Annotated in this window: 17 protein-coding genes; 4 read left to right on the top strand and 13 right to left on the bottom strand. The window is 68.1% G+C overall.

Annotation, left to right across the window (positions count from 1 at the left end; genetic code table 11):
* Positions 1 to 249 precede the first annotated feature (249 nt).
* From V1457_RS19570 to V1457_RS19555, 4 genes are all read right to left on the bottom strand, one after another.
* On the bottom strand, positions 250 to 1,644 hold the full coding sequence (locus V1457_RS19570; protein WP_338596016.1) for an FAD-linked oxidase C-terminal domain-containing protein: 1,395 nt from the start codon (positions 1,642 to 1,644) through the stop codon (positions 250 to 252).
* 178 nt (positions 1,645 to 1,822) lie between these two features.
* Positions 1,823 to 2,032 carry a DUF397 domain-containing protein gene (locus tag V1457_RS19565; protein ID WP_200070765.1) on the bottom strand — a complete coding sequence of 70 codons (210 nt, stop codon included), beginning with the start codon at positions 2,030 to 2,032 and terminating at the stop codon, positions 1,823 to 1,825.
* A gap of 157 nt (positions 2,033 to 2,189) precedes the next feature.
* Complete coding sequence (locus V1457_RS19560; protein WP_338596015.1) at positions 2,190 to 2,627, bottom strand: PPOX class F420-dependent oxidoreductase; 438 nt, start codon at positions 2,625 to 2,627, stop codon at positions 2,190 to 2,192.
* A 64-nt stretch (positions 2,628 to 2,691) separates the two neighbouring features.
* On the bottom strand, positions 2,692 to 3,720 hold the full coding sequence (locus V1457_RS19555; protein WP_338596013.1) for a phosphatidylinositol-specific phospholipase C: 1,029 nt from the start codon (positions 3,718 to 3,720) through the stop codon (positions 2,692 to 2,694).
* A 79-nt stretch (positions 3,721 to 3,799) separates the two neighbouring features.
* Between V1457_RS19555 and mmuM the strand changes: the two genes are divergently transcribed.
* Positions 3,800 to 4,687: a homocysteine S-methyltransferase gene (gene mmuM, locus V1457_RS19550; protein WP_338596011.1), complete on the top strand. Its 888-nt coding sequence runs from the start codon at positions 3,800 to 3,802 to the stop codon at positions 4,685 to 4,687.
* A gap of 145 nt (positions 4,688 to 4,832) precedes the next feature.
* Here the strand turns inward: mmuM and V1457_RS19545 are convergent, their stop codons facing one another.
* From V1457_RS19545 to V1457_RS19510, 8 genes are all read right to left on the bottom strand, one after another.
* Entirely contained in the window at positions 4,833 to 5,720 is an 888-nt protein-coding gene (locus tag V1457_RS19545; protein WP_200070769.1) for a mycobacterial-type methylenetetrahydrofolate reductase, read from the bottom strand.
* A gap of 237 nt (positions 5,721 to 5,957) precedes the next feature.
* Positions 5,958 to 7,415, bottom strand: a complete 1,458-nt coding sequence (gene ahcY, locus V1457_RS19540) for an adenosylhomocysteinase (protein ID WP_338596010.1) — start codon at positions 7,413 to 7,415, stop codon at positions 5,958 to 5,960.
* Positions 7,416 to 7,536: 121 nt separating this feature from the next.
* On the bottom strand, positions 7,537 to 11,130 hold the full coding sequence (gene metH, locus V1457_RS19535; protein WP_338596009.1) for a methionine synthase: 3,594 nt from the start codon (positions 11,128 to 11,130) through the stop codon (positions 7,537 to 7,539).
* Between the two features lie 103 nt (positions 11,131 to 11,233).
* Positions 11,234 to 12,208: a carbohydrate kinase family protein gene (locus V1457_RS19530; RefSeq protein ID WP_200069422.1), complete on the bottom strand. Its 975-nt coding sequence runs from the start codon at positions 12,206 to 12,208 to the stop codon at positions 11,234 to 11,236.
* A 133-nt stretch (positions 12,209 to 12,341) separates the two neighbouring features.
* Complete coding sequence (metK, locus tag V1457_RS19525) at positions 12,342 to 13,481, bottom strand: methionine adenosyltransferase (RefSeq protein WP_407074790.1); 1,140 nt, start codon at positions 13,479 to 13,481, stop codon at positions 12,342 to 12,344.
* Between the two features lie 194 nt (positions 13,482 to 13,675).
* A complete protein-coding gene (locus V1457_RS19520) occupies positions 13,676 to 15,382 on the bottom strand; it encodes a class I SAM-dependent methyltransferase (protein WP_200069424.1) in 1,707 nt (568 codons plus the stop codon).
* A gap of 621 nt (positions 15,383 to 16,003) precedes the next feature.
* Positions 16,004 to 16,873, bottom strand: a complete 870-nt coding sequence (locus V1457_RS19515) for an EamA family transporter (RefSeq protein WP_338596006.1) — start codon at positions 16,871 to 16,873, stop codon at positions 16,004 to 16,006.
* A gap of 32 nt (positions 16,874 to 16,905) precedes the next feature.
* Positions 16,906 to 17,274, bottom strand: a complete 369-nt coding sequence (locus V1457_RS19510) for a hypothetical protein (protein ID WP_338596004.1) — start codon at positions 17,272 to 17,274, stop codon at positions 16,906 to 16,908.
* A gap of 157 nt (positions 17,275 to 17,431) precedes the next feature.
* On the opposite strand from V1457_RS19510, the gene V1457_RS19505 reads away from it, so the two are divergent.
* The gene (locus tag V1457_RS19505; RefSeq protein WP_338596002.1) at positions 17,432 to 18,298 is read left to right on the top strand and encodes a helix-turn-helix transcriptional regulator; all 867 of its coding nucleotides are present in this window, start codon (positions 17,432 to 17,434) and stop codon (positions 18,296 to 18,298) included.
* Positions 18,291 to 18,494: a DUF397 domain-containing protein gene (locus tag V1457_RS19500; RefSeq protein WP_200069428.1), complete on the top strand. Its 204-nt coding sequence runs from the start codon at positions 18,291 to 18,293 to the stop codon at positions 18,492 to 18,494. Before V1457_RS19505 ends, V1457_RS19500 begins: the two co-directional genes overlap by 8 nt.
* A 174-nt stretch (positions 18,495 to 18,668) precedes the next feature.
* Here V1457_RS19500 and V1457_RS19495 read toward each other — a convergent pair whose 3' ends face one another.
* Complete coding sequence (locus V1457_RS19495) at positions 18,669 to 20,387, bottom strand: AMP-binding protein (protein WP_307849957.1); 1,719 nt, start codon at positions 20,385 to 20,387, stop codon at positions 18,669 to 18,671.
* Positions 20,388 to 20,679: 292 nt separating this feature from the next.
* On the opposite strand from V1457_RS19495, the gene V1457_RS19490 reads away from it, so the two are divergent.
* A complete protein-coding gene (locus V1457_RS19490; RefSeq protein WP_338605045.1) occupies positions 20,680 to 22,419 on the top strand; it encodes a sugar-binding domain-containing protein in 1,740 nt (579 codons plus the stop codon).
* The last annotated feature ends 58 nt before the right edge of the window (positions 22,420 to 22,477 follow it).

Below are 22,477 nucleotides of genomic sequence, written 5' to 3'. Positions count from 1 at the left end.
CCTGCGCCGCCGGCACCGCCATGCTAGGCGCGGAACCGCCCCGGGTTCATGTCGTTCATGAGCCGCTGACCTGCTGATTCTTCGATCACGACGTAGTCGCCAAGGTCCTGGAGGCCGCACATACGACGATCCCGCGCCGACTGGTCGGCCCGTCCACGTGATCGTCCGTAGGCGTACCTGCGGCGCTCCGCGCTATCCCACTGCTGCAAGCACGAAGCGGGACCGGCACCCGGCACGGTTCGGATCGCCTCAGCCGTCGGGATCGCCGAAGACCTTGCCGGGGTTGAAGATGTCCGCCGGGTCGAGCGCATTCTTCACCGCGTGGTGCATCCCGACCACCGTCGGCCCGAGTTCGTCGTGCAAGCCGCGTCGTTTCAGCAGGCCCACGCCGTGCTCACCGGTGACGGTGCCGCCCAGCGCGATCGCATCGGCCACGATGTCGTCGAAAGCGCGCTGCGCACGCTCCCGCGCCGCCTCGTCCCCGGCGGGAGTGATGATCAGCGGGTGCAGGTTGCCGTCCCCGGCGTGCGCGATGTTCGCGATCTTGGTGTCGTGCCGCTGCGCGGCGGCTTCGACCTTGGCGAGCATGTCCGGGACCAGCGCGCGAGGCACGCACACATCCTCGGTCAGCAGCGGACCCAACCGTTCCAGCGCCGGATAGGCCAACCGGCGGGCGGCGAACAGCGCATCCGCTTCGTGCTGATCGGTGGAGGCGGCGCTGAACGTGGCCCCGCCCTTCTCGAAGCATTCGACGATGGCCTCGACTTCGCGGTCCCCGGCTTCGCCCGGCGTGTCCGAGCGGCCCAGCAGCAGCACTTCGGCCTCGTCGCTGAGGCCCATGTTCTTCCACTCGTCCACGGCACGCAGGCAGTGCCGGTCGAGTAGTTCGAGCGCGGAAGGCGTCACCCCCGAGGCGGCCACCGCGGCCACCGCATCACCTGCCGCCACGAGCGAATCGAAGTAGCCGACCACGGTGCGCTCCGGCGCGCGCACCCCGGGCAGCAGCTTCACGGTGATCTCGGTGATGATCCCGAGCGTGCCCTCGGAACCGACGAACAGCCCGCACAGGTCGTAACCCGCGACGCCTTTGGCGGTGCGCCTGCCGAGCCGAACCACCTCGCCGTCGCCGACAACGGCTTCCAACCCGAGGACGTAATCCCTGGTCACGCCGTATTTGACGCAGCAGACGCCGCCCGCGTTGGTGGCGACGTTGCCGCCGATCGTGGACCAGGGCGAGCTCGCCGGGTCCGGTGGATACCAGGCGCCGTGCTCGCGGCAGGCGGCGCGGAAGTCGTCGTTGACCGCACCGGGCTGGACCACGGCGAGCTGTTCGCGCGGGTTGATCTCCAAGACCGAAGTCATCCGCTCGAACGAGATCAGCACGCAGCCGTCCAGCGCGTTGGCCCCGCCGGAGAGGCCGGTGCCGGCTCCCCGCGGCACCACCGGCACACCGAGTTGCGCGCACACTTTGACCACGGCGACGACGTCTTCGGTGCCGGTGGGGCGCACGACGGCGGCCGGGGTCCCGTGCGGCGCCCATTCGGCTTCGTCGTGGGCGTAGCGGGCGACGGAGTCCGGATCGGTGACCAGCTGTTCTTGCGGTAGCTCGGCCCGCAGCGCCGCGAGTGTGCTCGCCGTGTCCATCGACCCTCCGTTCACCCGTTCGCACCCACGCTAACCGTTCGGGTGCGGACGAGCCCACCTCCACCCGGCGGGACCGACCCTCGGTGGTGCTTTCGGCAGCGACGTCCGCGCTGGTCACAGCGGCTTGCGCGGTTGAAACGCGGTGCTCGGCGGTTATCACATGCTGCGAAGGACTGCGTCATTCCGCCGTTGCGGGCAGCTTCCGACGGTCGCAGCGCCCCGAACCGATCGAAGCCAGGAAGCCTCGCCACCGCTCCTTCGACACCCGCAGCAGCGCCCCGTGGGGTTCTTTGGAGTCCCGGATCAGCGTGGCCGTCCCCGTGCACGCGACCTCGACGCAGTTGCCCGTCGACCCGCTTCGAGTACTGCGGTGCCACTCCTCGGACATCATGACCCCCTCCTCAGATATCAGGACTCCTTTCATCTTCGGTGATCGGCCGGTGGACTCAATTCAGCACTTGTCGCAACCGGCTTCCTCCGACACATCACGACTCGACATCCCAGTCGGTGGACCGCGGGGCCGCGGCCGAGCACCGGAGGCCGGGTCAGTCCGCGACGCCCTTGCTCTGATCGATGAAGGTCTGGCGCTCCGGGACGATCCAGATGGTCACGCGGTCGCTCTTGATCGCTTCCGGCGGGTAGTCCTTGCCGATGTATTTGTGCGCGAGTTCGTCCACCTGCCGCCGGGCGCGGTCGCCGGTGGTCGTGGCCGAGACCCGGCCACGCACCTCCGCGTAGCGGTACGGGTCCTGCTCGTCCCTGATCAGCACGGTGATCCGGGGGTCCCGCTGCACGTTGAGGTACTTCGCGCGGTGCGTCTCGGTGTTGAGCACCAGCTGGTCGTCGTCCACGTCCACCCAGATCGTCTGGCTCTGGATCCGGCCGCTGGGCAGCACCGTGGACACGGCGGCGAAGTTCTTGCCGGTGGCCAACCGCTCGGTTTCGGGCATCAGCTGTGGTCCGTTCTCGGTCTTCGCCGGCATCGCGACTCCTCCCGGTCGGGCGAACCTTCTCGATTCCGCCCTACCCGGAGCCCACCGGCGCCAATCAGGCGCCGTTGCGGGAGATGACCTCGTTGATCAGGTCCGAGCCGGGGAAGTCCATCAGCACCACGCCGGTGCGCGGCACGTCGTTGCCACCGAGGTGTTCCAGGGCGTGGTCGTTGACGCCGCGGGCCCCGCTCGCGCCGCAGGCGACGTCTTTCGGGTCGGCGCCGAGGCTGGAGCCGCTGGTGAAGTTCAGGAACATCTCCGCGGGATCGGCGGAGTTCGTCTTGTCCCAGTGCTCCCGCACGTGGTTCCACTTCTGCTCGATGTCGCCGACGGTGGGCACTTCGTACTCGTCCTGGACGTAGTCGCCCCAGTTGTCGTCGTTGAACTGCTCCAGCCCGTATCCGTCGACCAAGCCGCCTTGGGCTTCCTGCAGTGCGGTGAGCACGATCTTGCCGCGGGCGGCACCCAGCGTGGGCGTCCCATCGGAAGCGGTGGCACCGGAAGCTGGGCCATCGGAAGCCGGGTTGTACAGGTAGTGCCCGTTGGGATCGTTCTGCTGGTAGCGGTCCAGGATCTCCGCGGTGCTCAGGTCGCTGGACTCGTCGGTGCACGAGCCGACTTCGCCGGTGCACTCGGCTTTCAGCCGCAGCAGCACGGTCTCGCCGGGGTGGGCGGCGAGGAAGTCACCGGCCTTCGCCAGCACGTCGGCGAAGTTGGCGTGCTGGTAGAAGGTTCCGTGGTGGACGGTGAACTCGTTGTCCACCTTGCGCACCCGGATGTCGATGGCGCGGATGCCGGCGTCGAGCTGCGCGGTGAGGGTTTCGGCGCTGTCGCCGTGGTCCTCCTGGGTCTGCGTGATGTCGCCGCCGTGCAACGACAAGGTGTCGTGCGTGCCGGGAACGGACAGCGCCGCGAGGCCGGTGTCGTCGGGCAGCCCGCTCATCCACTCCTGGTTCGACGCGTCGGTGAGGCTTTCGCAGTAGGCGGTCGCCGCGTGCGCGGACCCGGCGGGAACGAGGGTCACCGCGAGCGCCGCCGCGAAGGTGAGCGCGGCCCGGGCGGTGGAAGTTGCGACTCCGGCCATGCGGGCATGATCACGCGTGCGGCGTACCCGGTGGCGGTACTGGCGACATCCCGCCATGGCGGGCTTTTACCGTGGGGACATGGAACTCGACGAGCCGCTGGTGCTCGACGGCGGGCTGGGCACGCAACTGGAGGCGCGCGGGGGTGATCTCTCCGGCGACTTGTGGTCGGCGCAGTTCCTGGCGTCGGCACCGGAAGAGATAGTCGCCGCGCACGAGGCGTTCTTCGCGGCCGGTGCGGACATCGTGACCACGGCGAGCTACCAGGCGGGCTTCGCGGGTTTCGCCGCGCACGGCTTCGATCGCGAGCACGCGGCCGGGCTGATGCGTCGCAGCGTCGAGCTGGCCAAGCGGGCCGCGCAGCGAGATGCGGGCAAGCGGCGCTTGGTCGCGGCATCGGTGGGCCCGTACGGGGCGGTGCTGGCGGACGGTTCGGAGTTCCGCGGCCGCTACGGCCTGAGCCACCGCGAACTCGTCGGGTTCCACCGGCCACGGCTGGAAGTCCTCGCCGAAGCCGGGCCCGACCTGCTCGCGCTGGAGACGGTTCCGGACGTGGACGAGGCGGCCGCGCTGCTGGAAGTGCTCGGCGACGTCGACGTGCCCGCTTGGCTCTCGTACAACATCGATGGCGAGCGCACTCGCGCCGGACAGCCGCTGGAGGAGGCGTTCGCCGTAGCCGCCGGTCGGGACGACGTGCTCGCGGTCGGCATCAACTGCTGCACGCCCGCCGATGCCACGCGGGCGGTGCCGATCGCTCGCGAGATGACCGGAAAACCCGTCGTGGTCTATCCGAACAGCGGCGAAGGCTGGAACGCCGGACGGCAGGACTGGACGGGGCCGTCCCGGTTCGACGCGGCGCTGGTGCGCGACTGGGTCGCTGCGGGAGCCCGCATCGTCGGCGGTTGCTGCCGCGTCGCGCCCGCCGACATCAACGCCGTCGCGAACGTCCTGGCACGGCCGCGCGCTTGAGCTGCAGGGGCGCGGAGTGAACGGACCGCCCGCCGGGCGGACGATCCGTTCACTTCCGGCGAACCGCTCGGGTATCGAAGGGAGGAGAGATCCCGCAGCGGGAGAGCGCCGGAAGGCGACCACCCACGGGCTCAGCAACAGGCGATCAGGACGGTGTCGGGGACCAGTAGTCGAGCATCTCCGCGAACACGTCGAAGGCCGGCTTGGAGTAGCCGTACGGGGCCTCCAGGTGCAGGCTCAGCGGGAAGCCGAGGTCGGCCACCCCGTCGATGACGCTCTTGTACACGTCGAGATGCTTCTGCTTGCGCTGCTCGAAGCCGAGCTCGCTGATCGCGGCGACCCACTTCTGCTCGGCCTCGACGGCCGGGTTGCCGGGGTCCTGGATGAGCCAGTCGATCAGTCCGCGCTTGCCTTCGACGCTCGGCACGAAACCGAACGAGAGCAGGATCTCCGGGCGGTGCGGCGTCTTCTCCGCGAATTCCCGCAGGAATCCGACGATCGCGTCGGAGTACAGCAGCTGCGTCATGCCGTACGTCGCGCCGCGGTCGCACTTGAAGTTGAACCGGCCGTGCTCGCCCTCGCGGGTCGGGATGAGGATCGAGCCGCGGTTGGGCACGATGTCCTGGAACTGGGTTAAGGCGTCGGTCGGCGGGATCCCGCCGCCTTCGCCGTCGGCCATGGTGCGCGGCACGCCGACGAACGTGATGCCTTCCATCCCGGCGCTGCGCAGGTGCTTGAGCCGCTCGGTCAGCTGCGGCTTGTCCATGAACGCGGTGACCTGCGTGCACAGGCCCTTGACGTCGCCGATCTCCGGACGCACCGCGTTCCAGAAGTCGATGACGTCCATCTTCGGCTTCATCTCGATCGGACGGTCGTCGTCCTCGGCGATGATGCCCGGGATCATGAGGTGCCCGATGCGGTCGGCGAGCCCGGCGGCGCGGCTGTTCTCGGCCACCTTGCGGCCTTCCTCCACGGCCCTCTCCTGTCCGCCGTCCAGGTCGGGCGGTGCCATTTCGAGTGCGATCGTGTGCATGTCGGCCTCAGGTTTTCCTTCCTAGCCGGTCACCGCGCACACCCGGCCGCGTCGCTGGAGCAGCCGCGCGAGCAGCAACCGTACTGCCGGAAAAATCGGAATTCGAGGGGGCGCGAAGTGTTCGGCGCCGCGGCCTCGACGGGAGTTGCTGGGTTTTTCGGGGGCCGCCACCGCCCGAGGCTGCAAACCCCGGGCGGTGGCGGCGACCACCGGTCGCTCAGGCCGTAGCCGAACGAATCAGTAGCGGTAGTGTTCGGGCTTGTAGGGCCCGTTGACGTCGACGCCGATGTACTCGGCCTGGGCCTTGGTCATGCGGGTGAGGTTGACCCCGAGCGCGTCCAGGTGCAGCCGGGCGACCTTCTCGTCCAGCAGCTTCGGCAGCACGTACACGTCCTTGCCGTACTCACCCGGCTTGGTCCACAACTCGATCTGCGCCAGCGTCTGGTTCGTGAACGAGTTCGACATCACGAAACTCGGGTGCCCGGTCGCGTTACCCAGGTTCAACAACCGGCCCTCGGACAACACCAGGATCGAGTGCCCATCGGTGAACGTGAACTCGTGCACCTGCGGCTTGATCTCGACCTTCCGCACACCCGGAGTCTTCTCCAACCCCGCCATGTCGATCTCGTTGTCGAAATGCCCGATATTGCCCACGATCGCCTGATGCTTCATCCGGCTCATGTGCTCAGCGGTGATGATGTCGAAGTTCCCGGTGGTGGTGATGAAGATGTCCGCGAACTCAACGACCTCGTCCAAGGTCTTGACCTCGTAGCCCTCCATCGCCGCCTGCAACGCGCAGATCGGGTCGATCTCGGTGACGATCACCCGAGCACCCTGGCCCCGCAGCGACTCCGCCGAGCCCTTACCGACATCGCCGAACCCGGCGATCACCGCGACCTTGCCACCAATGAGCACGTCGGTGGCGCGGTTGATGCCATCGACCAGCGAGTGCCGGCAGCCGTACTTGTTGTCGAACTTCGACTTCGTCACCGAGTCGTTCACATTGATCGCCGGGAACAACAGCTCCTCCGACTTGACCAACTCGACCAGCTTGTGCACACCGGTCGTGGTCTCCTCGGTAACGCCCTTGATCTCCTTCGCCAGCGTCGTGAACCGCTGGGCATCCTGCTCCAGGCTCTTACGCAGCGTCGACAGCACGACCTTGAACTCGTCCGGGTCGTCCTCAGTCGGCTGCGGCACCGCACCCGCGGCCTCGAACTCGACACCCTTGTGCACCAGCAGCGTCGCGTCACCACCATCGTCCAGGATCATGTTCGCGAGCTTGCCGCCGCCGAACTCCCAGAGCTGGTTGGTGCACCACCAGTAATCCTCGAGCGTCTCACCCTTCCACGCGAACACCGGCACACCAGCAGGCTTGTCCGCAGTACCGCCACCGACCACGACCGCCGCCGCGGCCTCGTCCTGGGTCGAGAAAATGTTGCACGACACCCACCGCACATCCGCGCCCAGCTCAACCAGCGTCTCGATGAGCACCGCCGTCTGCACCGTCATGTGCAACGAACCTGCGATCCGCGCGCCCTTCAGCGGCTTCGAGTCCGCATACTCCCGGCGAGTCGCCATCAAACCCGGCATCTCATGCTCCGCCAGCCGGATCTGGTGCCGACCCGACTCGGCCAGTCCCAGATCAGCGACGGCGAAATCGAGGCCATTGGCCGTTTGCAGCTTCGCGCTCATGATTTCCTTTCTTGATTTCCCTGCTCGGGCTTCATCCCTGTCACAGGCGATTTCCCTGCTCGGGTCGAGAGTCCTCCGGCGGGCGGGCCGCGATCAGCCAGCGCGGCCCGCCCGGCCGGGATCACGTGTTGAAGTACTTCGCCTCGGGGTGGTGGGCGATGATCGCGTCGGTGGACTGCTCCGGGTGCAGCTGGAACTCCTCGGAAAGCTCCACGCCGATCCGCTCGCTCTCCAGCAGCTCCACGATCTTGGCCCGGTCCTCGATCTCCGGGCAGGCGCCGTAGCCGAACGAGAAGCGGGCACCGCGGTAGCCGAGCTTGAAGAACTCGGTGACCTCGTCCGGGTCCTCCTCGGAGACCGCCCGGCCGCTGGAGAACAGCAGCTCCTGGCGCACCCGGCGGTGGAAGTACTCCGCCAACGCCTCGGTCAGCTGCACGCCCATGCCGTGGATCTCCAGGTAATCCCGGTAGGCGTCCTTCGCGAACAGCTGGTTGGCGTAGTCCGCGATCGGCTGGCCCATCGTGACCAGCTGCATCGGCAGCACGTCGACCTGCCCGGTCTGCTCGGCCTTCTCCCGCGAGCGGTAGAAGTCCGCCAGGCACAGCCGCCGGTCCCGCTGCTGGCGCGGGAAGGTGAACCGGGTGCGCTCCGGCGAGTCCGGCTCCTCCTTGTCCAGCACGATCAGCGAGTTGCCCTCGGAGACCACCGGGAAGTAGCCGTAGACCACGGCCGCGTGCTGCAGGATGCCCGCGGTGGACAGCTCGTCCACCCACGCGCGCAGCCGCGGGCGGCCCTCGGACTCGACCAGTTCCTCGTAGGTCTTGCCCTCGCCCTTCTTGGAGCCGCGCAGGCCCCACTGGCCGAAGAACGTGGCCCGCTCGTCCAGCAGCGCCAAGTAGTCGGCCGTGGGCACGCCCTTGATCACCCGGGAGCCCCAGAACGGCGGGGTCGGCACCGGGGAATCGGCGTCCACGTCGGAACGGGTGGACTCGTCGTAGAGGTCCGGGATCTCGCCTTCCTCGGCCTTGCGCTTCTCGGCGATCCGCAGCGAACGCTCGCGGCGCTCCTTGCGCTCGGCCTTCTTGGCCTGTTCCTTCTCGTCCTCCTCGGGGCTGTCGCCGCGCTTGATGGCCATCAGCCGGTCCATCAGGTTCAGGCCCTCGAAGGCGTCCTTCGCGTAGCGCACGTCGCCCTGGAAGACCTCGTCGAGGTCGTTCTCCACGAAGGAGCGGGTCAGCGCCGCGCCGCCGAGCATCACCGGGTACTTCTCGGAGATGCCCCTGGAGTTCATCTCCTCCAGGTTCTCCTTCATGATCACCGTCGACTTGACCAGCAGCCCGGACAGGCCGATCACGTCGACCTTGTGCTCGTCGGCGGCTTCCAGGATGGCGTTGACCGGCTGCTTGATGCCGATGTTGACCACGTCGTAGCCGTTGTTGGACACGATGATGTCCACCAGGTTCTTGCCGATGTCGTGCACATCGCCCTTGACGGTGGCCAGCAGCAGCTTGCCCTTGCCGCCGGTGTCGTCCTTGTCCATGTGCGGTTCGAGGTGCGCCACGGCGGTCTTCATGACCTCCGCGGACTGCAGCACGAACGGCAGCTGCATCTGCCCGGAACCGAACAGGTCACCGACGACCTTCATGCCGGCCAGCAGGTTCTCGTTGACGATCTGCAGCGGGGCCTTCTCCTGCATGGCCTCGTCCAGATCCGCTTCGAGCCCGTTGCGCTCGCCGTCCACGATGCGCTTCTCCAGCCGCTCGAACAGCGGCAGCTTCGCCAGCTCCTCGGCCCGCGAGGCACCGCTGGAGGCCGCCGTCTTGCCCTCGAACAGCGACATCAGCTTCTGCAGCGGGTCGTAGTCCTCGGTGCGGCGGTTGTAGACCAGGTCCAGCGCGACCTGCCGCTGCTCGTCCTCGATCTTGCTCATCGGCAGGATCTTGGAGGCGTTCAGGATCGCCGAGTCCAGCCCGGCTTCGCGGCACTCGTTTAGGAACACCGAGTTCAGCACCTGGCGCGCGGCCGGGTTCAGCCCGAACGAGACGTTCGACAGGCCCAGCGTCGTCTGCACGTCCGGGTGCCGCCGCTTGAGCTCGCGGATCGCCTCGATGGTCTCGATGCCGTCCTCGCGGACCTCCTCCTGGCCCGTGGTGATCGGGAAGACCAGGCAGTCGATGATGATCGAGGACTCGTCCAGGCCCCACTTGCCGGTGATGTCCGCGATCAGCCGCTCGGCGACGCGCACCTTCCAGTCCCGGGTCCGGGCCTGGCCCTCCTCGTCGATGCACAGCCCGACGATGGTGGCGCCGTGCTCGTGGACCATGTCCATGACCTTCTGGAACCGCGAGTCCGGGCCGTCGCCGTCCTCGTAGTTCACCGAGTTCACCGCGCACCGGCCGCCGAAGTGCTCCAAGCCCGCCTGGATGACGTCGGCCTCGGTGGAGTCCACCATCACCGGCAGCGTGGAGGCGGTGGCCAGCCTGCTGGCCAGTTCCCGCATGTCCTCGACGCCGTCGCGGCCCACGTAGTCCACGCACAGGTCGAGCAGGTGCGCGCCCTCGCGGGTCTGGGACTTGGCGATCTCGACGCAGTCCTCGTAGCGGCCGTCGAGCATGGCCTCGCGGAACTTCTTGGAACCGTTGGTGTTGGTGCGCTCGCCGACGTTGAGGTTGGTGGCGTCCTGCTGGAACGGCACCGCCTGGTACACCGACGACACCGACGGGATGACCTCCGGCGTGCGCGGCGCCGGGTTGAGCCCGGCGACCGCCTCGGAGACCGCGCGCACGTGCTCACCGGTGGTGCCGCAGCAGCCGCCGACCAGCCGGGTGCCGAAGTTGTTGACGAACCCGACCAGCGCCTCGGCCAGCTCGTCGGCCTGCAGCGGATACACCGCGCCGTTCGGGCCGAGCTCGGGCAGGCCCGCGTTCGGCATCACCGAGATCGGCACCTGGGCGTGCTGGGCCAGCACCCGCAGGTGCTCGCTCATCTCCGCCGGCCCGGTCGCGCAGTTCATCCCGATCATGTCGATGCCCAGCGGCTCCAGCGCGGTCAGCGCCGCGCCGATCTCCGAGCCCACCAGCATCGTGCCGGTCTGCTCCACGGTGACCTGCGCGATGATCGGCCGGTACTGGCCGGTCTTGGCCATGGCGCGCTTGGCGCCGACGATCGAGGCCTTCGTCTGCAGCAGGTCCTGGGAGGTCTCGACCAGGACCACGTCGATCCCGCCCTCGAGCAGGCCCAGCACGCTCTCCTCGTAGGCGTCGCGCAGGTCCGCGTACGGCGCGTGGCCGAGGGTGGGCAGCTTGGTGCCCGGCCCCATCGAACCGAGCACGAACCGCGGCTTGTCCGGCGTCGAGAACTCGTCGGCGGCCTCGCGGGCCAGCCGGGCGCCCTTCTCGGCCAGGTCCCGGATCCGCTCCGTGATGCCGTACTCGCCGAGGTTGGCGAGGTTCGTGCCGAACGTGTTCGATTCGATCGCGTCCGAACCAGCCTCGAGGAAACCGCGGTAGACGCTGGAAACCACGTCCGGGCGGGTCTCGTTGAGGATCTCGTTGCAGCCTTCGAGGTTCGCGAAGTCGTCCAGCGTCAGGTCGTGGGCCTGCAACGCGGTGCCCATTCCGCCGTCCGCGACGAGCACGCGCTCGGCGAGCGCGCTGAGAAACCCGCTCGGGTCCCGGCCCGAAGCGGATTCGCCGTTCGTGTTGACCCCATTCATGTCGCTGCCTCTTCCCACGCTTTCTTCGACCACGCCCGAACCCAGTGTCCTCCGCGCCCGGCGGCACCGGCGGCGTCTGCCGGTGCCGCCGGAGGACGGGGGTTCAGCGCAGCTTCGAGCCGATCTCGGTCGCGGCGGACTCGCCGTACGCCTCGGCGATGCGCGCGAGGAACGACTCGCGCTCGACGTCGTACTCCTGCGGCCCGTCGGTCTCCAGCGACACCGTCGCCAGGGTGCAGCCGAGCTGCAGGGACCGCTCCAGGCCCAGACCGCCGGACAGGCCGGCCAGGAACCCGGCGCGCAGCGCGTCGCCGACACCGGTCGGGTCGCCCTTCTGCTTCTCCTTCGGCGGCACGACCTCCAGGGTCGGGGCCGAAGCGGATTCGACCTTCAGGCCCTTCGCGCCCAGCGAGGTCACCCAGCTGCCGACCTTGCCCAGCACCTCTTCGTGGCTCCAGCCGGTGCTCTGCAGCAGCAGGCCGTGCTCGTACTCGTTGGTGAACAGGTACTCCGCACCCTCGACGAGCTTGCGCACCGCCTCGCCGTCCATCCGGGCCAGCTGCTGGCCGGGGTCGGCGAGGAACTTGTAGCCGCGCTCCCGCGACTCCTGGGTGTGCCTGATCATCGCGTCCGGGTCGTTCGCGGAGATCACCACGAGGTCCAGCCCGCCGATGCGGTCGGCCACGGACTTCAACTCGATCTCCCGCGCCTCGGACATGGCGCCCGGGTAGAACGAGGCGATCTGGTTGAAGTCCTGGTCGGTCGTGCACAGGAACCGGGAGGTGTGCTTGGTCGCCGAGACGTGCACCGAGGCGGTGTCCACCCCGTGCCGCTCCAGCCACGACCGGTATTCCTCGAAGTCCTCACCCACGGCGCCGACCAGGTAGGGGGTCACGCCCAGCTTGCCGAGCCCGAAGGTGATGTTGGCCGCGATCCCGCCGCGGCGCACCTCCAGCTCGTCGACCAGGAACGACAGGGACACCTGCTCGAGCTGATCGGCGATCAGCTGATCGGCGATCCTGCCGGGGAAGGACATCAGGTGGTCGGTGGCGATCGAACCGGTCACCGCAATCCGCACTGCAATACTCCTTCACGGCGGTGGGCCGGCGACGTCGTCGGCCACCGACCTCTAAGTGTTCAGGGGACCTGGCCCGCACCGGGCCGCGGGGCGCGCGACGGCGCCCCGCGGCAGCCCGTGCGGACGTGCGCGATCAGAGACCGGCGGCGCTCTTGAGCGCGGCGGCGCGGTCGGTGTTCTCCCACGGCAGGCTCACGTCGCTGCGGCCGAAGTGGCCGTAGGCGGCGGTCTGCGCGTAGATCGGGCGCAGCAGGTCCAGGTCCCGGATGATCGCGGCCGGGCGGAGGTCGAAGACCTCGTTGATCGCGGCCTGGATCTTGACCGGGTCCACGTTCTCGGTGCCGAAAGTCTCCACGAACAGCCCGACCGGGGCGGCCTTGCCGATCGCGTAGGCGGTCTGCACCTCGATGCGGCTGGCCAGCCCGGCGGCCACCGCGTTCTTCGCCACCCAGCGGGTCGCGTAGGCCGCGGAGCGGTCCACCTTCGACGGGTCCTTGCCGGAGAACGCGCCGCCACCGTGGCGGGCCATGCCGCCGTAGGTGTCCACGATGATCTTGCGGCCGGTCAGGCCGCAGTCACCCATCGGGCCGCCGACCACGAACCGGCCGGTCGGGTTGATCAGCTGGCGGGTGTCGGCCGCTTCCAGCCCGACCCGGTCCAGCTCCGGACGGATGACGTGCTGATCGATGTCCTTGACGAGCTGGCTGTCCAGGTCGATGCCGTCGGCGTGCTGGGAGGACAGCACGACGGTGTCCAGCCGCACCGGCTGGTCGCCGGCGTACTCCACGGTCACCTGGGTCTTGCCGTCGGCGCGCAGGTACGGAACGGTGCCGTTCTTGCGCACGTCGGTCAGCCGACGGGACAGGCGGTGCGCCAGCGTGATCGGCAGCGGCGCGAGCTCGTCGGTGTCGTCGCAGGCGTACCCGAACATCAGGCCCTGGTCGCCCGCACCCTGCTTGGCGATCTCGTCGATGACGCCCTCGACCCGGTTCTCGTGGGCGGTGTCCACGCCCTGGCCGATGTCCGGGGACTGCGCGTCGATGGAGACGTTCACACCGCAGGTGTTGCCGTCGAAGCCCTTGTCCGACGAGTCGTAGCCGATCTCCAGGACCGTGTCCCGCACCAGCTGCTGAAAGTCCACGTTGGCGGTGGTCGTGATCTCACCGGCGATGTGCACCTGACCGGTGGTGATCATGGTCTCGGCGGCGACGCGGGACCGGGGGTCCTGCGCCAGCAGGGCGTCCAGGATGGAGTCGCTGATCGCGTCCGCCATCTTGTCCGGGTGACCCTCGGTCACCGACTCACTGGTGAACAACCTGCGGTTGATCTCACTCACGGCTCAACCTCACCTCTGTCGCTACTTTGGCGGCTTCGATCCTTGCGTACCGGCCGCTCCGATGTCATGGAGTTCCACTCCATGGCACCGGAGCAACCGTCCCCAACAGGGGTCTTATGCTGTTTTAATGATCATGCACGGGCGTGGATGATGCCCCACGCCAGGCTCCCGGCGTTACCGGAGTCGACCCAGGCGCGCAGCCCGCGCTTCATCTTCGTGCGGTACTCCTCGCTGATCCGGTCGGCCAGCTCGGACTCGCGGCTCTCCAGCACCTCCAGCACCCGGCCGTAGTGCACCGGCAGGTACTCGCTGAGGTCCTCGAATTCGAAGTTCTGCAGGCCCAGCCGGGCCAGCTCGCGGCGGTAGAAGCCGGGCGTGCCCATCGTGTCCAGGTTGAGCCGCTCCAAGATCGGCCCGAGGTCCTGCTTGCGGGCGTCATCGGCGGCCATCGGGTCGGTGAACACGAACGAGCCGCCCTTGCTCAGCACCCGGGTGGCCTCTTCGAGAACCCGCTCGCGGTCACCGCTGTGCAGGATCGCGTCCTGCGACCACACCACGTCGAACGCGTTGTCCTGGAACGGGATGTCCTCGAACGAGCCGTCCTTGACCTCGATGAGGTGGTCGAGCCCCTCGGCGCGGTTGAACTCGACGTTGCGCCGGTTCTCCACCTCGCTGAGGTTCAGGCAGGCCACCTTGCAGCCGTAGGTCCGGGCCAAGTGCCGCGCAGCACCACCGTAACCGGCGCCGATGTCGAGCACGCGGGTCTGCGGTGTGATCTCTACCTTGCTCACCATCCGCTCGACGGTGCGCCGGGACGCGGCATCGATGTCCTCGTCCTTGGTCTGGTAGAGGCCGACGTGGATGTCGTTGCCGCCCCAGACGTTGAAGTAGAAGTTGTCCGCGTCCTCGGAGTTGTAGTAGTCGCGGGCGGTGTGCACCGCCGCCGAGTACATGTCGGACAGTTCGTCCTCGGCCCGGTAGTTCTTCTCCGCGACGTGGATGAAGAAGTCCGGGTCCTGGTCGGCGTGCGTTTCCTGGAAATCGCCGTAGGTGTCGATCCGCTGGAATCCGACCTCGCGCAGCAGCCGCCGCACGTAATTCTTCCGCAACGGGTACATGTTGAGGAAGAATTCACTCTTGTCCGGGAACGTGTACTTGAACCGGGCCAGGCCCTCGTCCACGTGATCGGGTTCCGCGGAAACGTCCTCGCCCGCGTAGTAATAGGTGTGCTTGCTGGAGAACCCGTCGTCCAGAATGGAGTCGTAGTTGCGCTGGTCGATGATCAGCACGCCGTCGTGCTTGAGCATCGCGTAGAACTCCGCCAGCGTCTTGCGCCGGTCCCGCTCGGAGAACAGGTGCGTGAACGAGTTGCCCAAGCAGATGATCGCGTCGTACGCGCCGTGCACGTCCCGGTTCAGCCACCGCCAGTCGGCGTGCACCACGCGCAGGATGTGCCCGCCGTAGGCCAGGCCGTTGCGGAACGCCTGGGCGAGCATCTGCGGGCTGCCGTCCGCGCTGACCGTCTCGAAGCCCTCTTCCAGCAGCCGCACGGAATGGAACCCGGTGCCGGTCGCCACGTCCAGCACCGATTCCACACCGCGGGCTTTGAGCTGTTCGACGAAGAACTGGCCTTCGCTCTCGTAGCGCTTCTTCCAGTCGATCAGGTCGTCCCACTTGTCGACGAATCCGCCGACGTACTCGTGCGTGTAGTGGTCGGATTCGCGCACTTCCAACGGGTTGTCGCCGAAGACCTGCTCCTCGCGGGCGACCAGCTCGGCCGTGTTGTCGACCGCACCGTTGCCGTCGCCGTGCGCCAGGTCATCCACGCTCTTGGCCATACTTCACTCCCACCACTCGCGTTGGTCATGCGCCTCTGCACCGCACTCGGGTCCGCGCGAATCCGCCCCGAGATCATCTCGCGGTCGTGCCGGGTCGCCAATCGAAATGGCGACGCCTGCGCACCGGCGCGGGCGGCCGAAAAAGTTCAGGCCGCAACACCTGCGCCAGTCCTCGCACTCAGTCAGCGCCTTTGCCGACCGGCTTCGACGCGAGATCCGTGCGTCGAGTAACCAAACTAGGCGAATGAGTTGCTGAAGCAACCGTGCAAAGCTGTGACACTGATCACATGGGTGGGATATTAGCGTGATTCAACCGATCACCCTGGGTAAAAAAATGCGCTTTCACCTGCGCTTATTCCGGAGATTGCGGAGGCATGTCACGATCAGATAAGTGCACGGTCGCGCCGGAGTGTGTACCATCGCGTACGCAGCACTTACCATGACAACAACGAATAGCGCAACCGCGGATGCCTACAAAATTGCTCACGCTGGGCTCGCGGTGGGGATCGATTTCCCTTTTCCGCCGGTGAGATCGATCGGGGGGCCACGGATGTTACGATCCACACCGCAGCAGCGCCAGACTTTGGCACAAGATCTTTTCAGTTGCCGCTTCCTCGCTGGTCAGGCCAGGTCGATCAGGACGATCCCGGCCACCACGACCCCGGCGAGCACCGCCCGGCCGCGGCCCATCCGCTCGCCCAGGAAGATCGCCCCGAGCAATGCGCCGAACACGATGCTGGTCTCGCGCAGCGCCGCAACCGGTCCAAGGGTTGCCCGTGTTTGCGCCCACAAAACGATCCCGTAGGCGGCCATCGAAACGAGCCCGCCCGCAATTCCGCCGCGCCAATGCCGGCGCAATCCGGGCAGAAAACTCCGGCGCCGCGAGGTCCAGCCGGCCAGCGGCAACGCGGGCCCCTGCAGCAGGAACATCCAGGCCGCGTAGCCGAGCACACCGGTCCGGTGCACTCCGACGCCGTCGATGACCGTGTAAGTGGCGATCAGCAGGCCGGTGCCGAACGCGGCGAGCAGACCCGGCACAGCGGTGCGACCGGGCATCCCGCCGACGAACACCAGGCTCAGCAACCCCGCGGAGACCACCAGCACCCCGGCCAGCTGCACCGCCGGGATGCGCTGGCCGAGCAGGACGGCGGACAGCAGTGTCACCACCCACGGCGAAGTGCCGCGGGCCAGCGGGTAGACCTGGCTGAACTCGCCCAGCCGATAACTGGCCAGCAATCCGAATTGATAAAGGACGTGCACCGCGGCGGAAGCCAGCACCAGCGGCCAGGCTTCCGGTGCGGGCGGGCCGGTGAACATCACCACAACTGCGCCGACCGCGGTGTAGGTGAGGCCGATCAGCGAGAACCCGATCATCCGGTCGGCCACCCCGTGCGCGAGCGCGTTCCACGTCGCGTGCAACACCGCCGCCAGGAGCACCGCCAGGGTGACCAATGTCCCCGCTTGTTGCGCTTCAGCGGCCACGTCGGTCATAGCGCCCCCAGATCGTCTCCCCCGACCCTAGATCAACTCGACGTCTTGATCAGCCGATCGACCGCTGCGTTCCGTCCGCTGGGACCACGTGCGCACGCACCCGGCCGCCCCAGGTGAACCCCTGCCGCACGGAGTCGGGCGAGGGCATCGGCGAGCCATTGGCCCCCGCCGACGCCGATCACGTCGTATCGGCCTCCGACGGCGATCCCCCAGCCCGCGATCTCCATCGCGGCGCGCGTTCCGTACTCCTGGACGACTGCGAATGCGCGGGCCCTGGCTTTGGCGACCTCCACGGCCATCCGGCGGGCGAGCTCCTCCTCTCCGCACATCGGCGGGTGTCCGGTCAGGTCCGGCACCAGCAGGTCCAGCGGATCGCGCCCGATTCCGCCCGTTCCGTCCATGGGTGACTCCTCTCTCCCGTGCCCGCGTGCGATTCGACGCGGTTGATCGGGAGATTAGAAGTTGACATCCAAGGCCGGGCATTCCCCGATCGTGCGATCTTGAATGTCAGGAATTTTCGCTAGGCTGCTGGCCGGATCAGCAGAAGGGGACGACGGCATGACGGGCTCATCGCCGCAGCTGCGCCGGCTCGGCGCGGAACTGCGCAGGCTCCGGGAGGCGGCGGGGCTCACCCAGACCCAGGTCGGCGACGCCATCGGGCGCAGGCACACGACGATGGTCAATTGGGAGCACGGCAACACCAAGATCAGCGAAACCGATCTCGTGCGGCTGCTGGCGGAACTGCGCGCACCGGCCGAAGTGCGCAAGGGCCTGGAGCAGTTGCGCGCGGAATCCCGGCACGGCGCCGGGCAGTGGGCGGTCTACGGACTACCGGAATGGCTGCGGCCGCTGGTCAGCTTCGAGGAGGACGCCACCGAGATCCGCACGTTCGAACCGGTGCTGGTTCCCGGGCTGCTGCAAACCGAGGACTACGCCCGCGCCATCCACGACGCGGGGCGGCACAAGGTCGCCCCGGAATTCGTCGATCGATGGGTGCAGGCGCGAATGCAACGGCAGCAACGGCTCACCGGGCCGAACCCGTTGCACCTGCACGCGATCATCGCCGAGGCGACCTTGCGGCTGGCCGTCGGCAGTCCCGAAGTGCTGGCCGATCAGCTCGATCATCTGCTGGACCAGAGCAAATCCGCCAACATCACGATCCAAGTGCTCACGGCGACCCATGACGGCTACGGCGGAATCGCGACGAACTTCACCCTGCTGCACTTCGCGAACCCGGAGATCGACCCGCCGATGTGCTACTTCGACGGCCCGCTGGGCGGGCACATGATCAGCGATGCGGGCGACGTCGCGACCATGGACGGGATGTTCGGTGACTTGCGCCGGATGGCTCTTGCACCCGGTGAATCCCGCGAGATGCTGGCTCGGGTACTGCACGAGCTACGCGAGGAAAACGATCATGGTTGAGTCGCGCGACGTCCCGTGGCGCAAATCGAGCTACAGCGACGCCGGCGGCAACTGCGTGGAAGTGGCGACCCTGACCGGCGGCGGCTCGGCGGTCCGCGACAGCAAGTCCCCGGCCGCCGGAACCCTGCGCCTCACCGCCGCCGCCCACACCGCCTGGATCGCCGCCCTCAAACAGGGCCGCTTCGACGCACCCTGACCCCGAAGCCACCGAGTGAACGGCCCGCTCGTCCCAATAGTTTGGTCCAACGGTCCGTTCGCTCACGGTCCACGCACGTACGCGACCGGCTACCGCGGCAGGTCGAGCCGAGTGAACGGCCCGTTCGTCCCACTAGATTGGACGAACAGGCCGTTCACTCGTGGAGAAGCGGGGTCAGGACTTCAGGGTCGGGAAGTGCTCCTCGCGGTACTCGCCGGGCGGGGCGGCGTCGGTGAGCTGTTCGGTCTCGCGGGTGCGGAGTTCGACGCGGCGGATCTTGCCGGAGATCGTCTTGGGCAGGTCGGTGAACTCCAGCCGCCGGATCCGCTTGTACGGCGCCAAGTGCTCGCGGGCGAACCGCAGGATCGCCAGCGCCGACTCCTCCCCCGGCTCCCATCCGGCGGCCAGCACGACGTACGCCTTCGGCACCGCCAGCCGGATCGGGTCCGGCGAGGGAACCACCGCGGCCTCGGCGACGGCCTCGTGCTCCAGCAGCACGCTTTCCAGCTCGAACGGTGAGATCCGGTAGTCCGACGCCTTGAACACGTCATCGGTGCGCCCGACGTAGGTGATGTAGCCCTCGGAATCCCGCGATCCGACGTCGCCGGTGTGGTAGTAGCCGCCGCGCAACACCTCGGCGTTGCGCTCGGCGTCGTCGGCGTAGCCGGTCATCAGGCCGACCGGCCGCGGGTCCAGGCGCAGGCAGATCTCGCCTTCCTCGGCTTCCCGGCCACCGGCCGGGTCCACCAGCGTGACCTCGAAGCCGGGCAGCGCGCGGCCCATCGATCCGGGTTTGAGCTCCTGGCCGGGCGTGTTGGCCACCTGCACGCTGGTCTCGGTCTGCCCGAAACCGTCCCGGATGGACACTCCCCACGAGCGGCGGACCTGCTCGATGATCTCCGGGTTGAGCGGCTCCCCGGCGCCGACGACCTTGCGCGGCGGAGTCGGCAACGCGCTCAGGTCCGCTTGGATGAGCATCCGCCACACCGTGGGCGGGGCGCAGAAGCTGGTCACTCCGCAGCGCTCGATCTCGCGCAGCAGCGCCGGAGCGTCGAAGCGGGAGTAGTTGTAGATGAACACCGTCGCCTCGGCGTTCCACGGCGCGAACACGTTGCTCCACGCGTGCTTGGCCCAGCCCGGCGAGGAGATGTTCAGGTGCACGTCCCCCGGTTCCAGCCCGATCCAGTACATAGTGGACAGATGACCGACCGGGTAGGAAACGTGGGTGTGCTCGACGAGCTTCGGCTGCGCGGTGGTCCCGGAGGTGAAGTACAGCAGCAGCGGGTCGGCGGCGCGGGTCGGTCCGTCCGGGGTGAACGACTCGTCCGCGGCTTCGCTGTCCGAATAGGACTGCCAGCCGTCCGCGCCACCGACCGCGATGCGGGTGTAATCCCCTGGCACATCCGCGAATTTGGCGGCGTCGGCGGCCGTGGTGACCACGTGCTTGGCCCCACCCCGATCGACCCGGTCGCGCAGGTCCGCCGCGCCGAGCAGCGTCGTCGCCGGGATGATCACCGCGCCGAGCTTCATCGCGGCCAGGATCGTCTCCCACAGCTCGACCTGGTTGCCCAGCATCAGGATCAGCTTGTCGCCGCGGGCCACGCCGAGGCCGCGCAGCCAGTTCGCGACCTGGTTGGAGCGCCGGGTCAGATCGCCGAAGGTGAGCTTGCGCTCGCCCCCGTCGGCCTCGACGATCCACAGCGCCAGGCGGTCCTCGCGCGCGGCGATGGTGTCGAACCAGTCCAGCGCCCAGTTGAACTCGGCGGGCTGCGGCCAGCGGAACTCCGCCCGCGCGGCGTCGTAGTCCTCGCGGTGGCGCAGCAGCAGGTCGCGGGCGGCCAAGAACTGCGCACCGGGATTTCCGACCTGCGGGGACTGGGCTTGCTGGGTCACGTGCGGGTCCTCCTCGATGCGGCACCGGTGCCGGGTGGTCTGCCGATCCAACTTAACCGGATACACCCGTTCAGATCCATGATGTTGCTCCGATGCGCGGCACACGGATGGTGCCGTTGACTTCCCGTGTGTTTCTGGTCATTGTTGTTGCTTGTTGTGGCTTCTGTTTCGTCCTGATTTCCCGGCTCGCGGCTAGAACCGATCCCCAGGAGGCAACGTGCACCGACGCGCGACCCGCCGGTTCCGATTCGCGGCGCTGATCGCCGCCGCCGGACTGGCTACGGTGACCGGCATGCCCGCTCAGGCGTCCCCGGCTCCCCAGTGGGAACCGAAGGAACCGCCGCTGACCACGCCGTGGACCGACCAGGTCGGCCCGGACAACGCGCTGCCCGAATACCCGCGCCCGCAGATGACGCGGGAGCAGTGGCTCAACCTCAACGGCCTGTGGGAGTTCGCCGGCGCCGCCACTCCCCCCGCGGAAACCTCCGAGCAGATCCTCGTGCCGTACCCGCCGGAGTCCGGCCTGTCCGGGATCCAGCGCCACGACGACCACCTGCTCTACAAGCGCACCTTCGAGGTGCCGCCGGACTGGGCCGGGCAGCGGCTGCTGCTGCATTTCGGGGCGGTGGACCAGAAAGCCGCGGTCAGCGTGAACGGCAAGGAGGTCGCCGTGCACGAGGGCGGTTCCACCGCCTTCAGCGCCGACATCACCGATGCGGTCACCGATTCCGGACCGCAGGAGGTGACCGTCGAGGTGGAGGACCGCAACGACGCGAACCCCTACCCGGTCGGCAAGCAGCGCAACGATCCCGGCGGCATCTTCTACACCGGAGCCTCCGGCATTTGGCAGACGGTGTGGCTGGAACCGGTGCCGGACTCGCACATCACCGGCCTGAAGATCACGCCGGACCTGCCGGACGGGAGTTTCGCCGTGCGCGCGGACGGTTCCCGCGGCGGCCGGGTCGAGGCCGTGCTGAGCGAACCCGGCGGCGGCGAAGTGGCCCGCGCGAGCGGGGACGCGGGCGCGGACGTGCGGCTGCCGGTGCCGGACCCGCACCTGTGGTCGCCGGACGACCCGTACCTCTACGACCTGAAGGTGCGGCTGCTCGACGACGAAGGCAGGCCGGTCGACGAGGTCGGCAGCTACGCCGGAATGCGCTCGATCGGACTCGTCGACGACGAGCAGGGGCGCCCGCGGCTCGCGCTCAACGGCAAGATCCTGTTCCAGCACGGGCCGCTGGACCAGGGCTACTGGCCGGACGGCATTTTCACCGCGCCCACCGACGAGGCGCTGCGGTCCGACCTGGAGCAGACCAAGCAGCTCGGGTTCAACATGGTGCGCAAGCACATCAAGGTCGAACCGGCGCGCTGGTACGCGCACGCCGACCGGCTCGGACTGCTGGTGTGGCAGGACATGCCCGCGCTGGTGAACGGGCAGACCCCTGGCGAGGACGCGAAGCGCAACTACGAGGCCGAGATCCGGGACATGATCGACCAGCTCGGCAACTCGCCGTCGATCGTGACGTGGGTGCCGTTCAACGAGGGCTGGGGCGAGTTCGACACCGCCCGGATCGCCGAGCAGGTCCAGGAGCAGGACCCGACCCGGCTGGTGGACGCGGCCAGCGGGGTGAACTGCTGCGACTCGCTGCCGGACACCGGCGCGGGGCACATCTACGACGACCACACCTACGTCGGTCCGGGCGCGCCGGAGGTCACCGGCGAACGCGCCTCGGTGGACGGCGAGTACGGCGGGCTCGGGCTCGTCGACGAAGGGCACCTGTGGCCCGGCGAACCGTCGTCGTACGAGATCGTCGAGAACCGCGAGGAACTCACCCGCAGGTACCGCGAGGTGCACGACGACCTGGTGCGGATCATCGGCGAGAAGGGGATCTCGGCTTCGGTGTACACCCAGATCACCGACGTGGAGAACGAGGTGAACGGGTTCTTCACCTACGACCGCCAGATCCTCAAGCCCGACGCCGACGCGGTGCGCGAAGCCAACCGGGCGGTGATCGACGCGGGAACCCCGTGATCCCGAGCGAATTCGGTCGCACAGCGAGGAAAATCGAAAAGCCAGCGAGGAGGACGAC

The organism is Saccharopolyspora sp. SCSIO 74807, assembly GCF_037023755.1.
Taxonomy (GTDB): Bacteria; Actinomycetota; Actinomycetes; order Mycobacteriales; family Pseudonocardiaceae; genus Saccharopolyspora_C; species Saccharopolyspora_C galaxeae.
The sequence above is the reverse complement of the archived record's forward strand: the minus strand, read 5'-3'. Positions and strand labels throughout refer to the sequence as shown.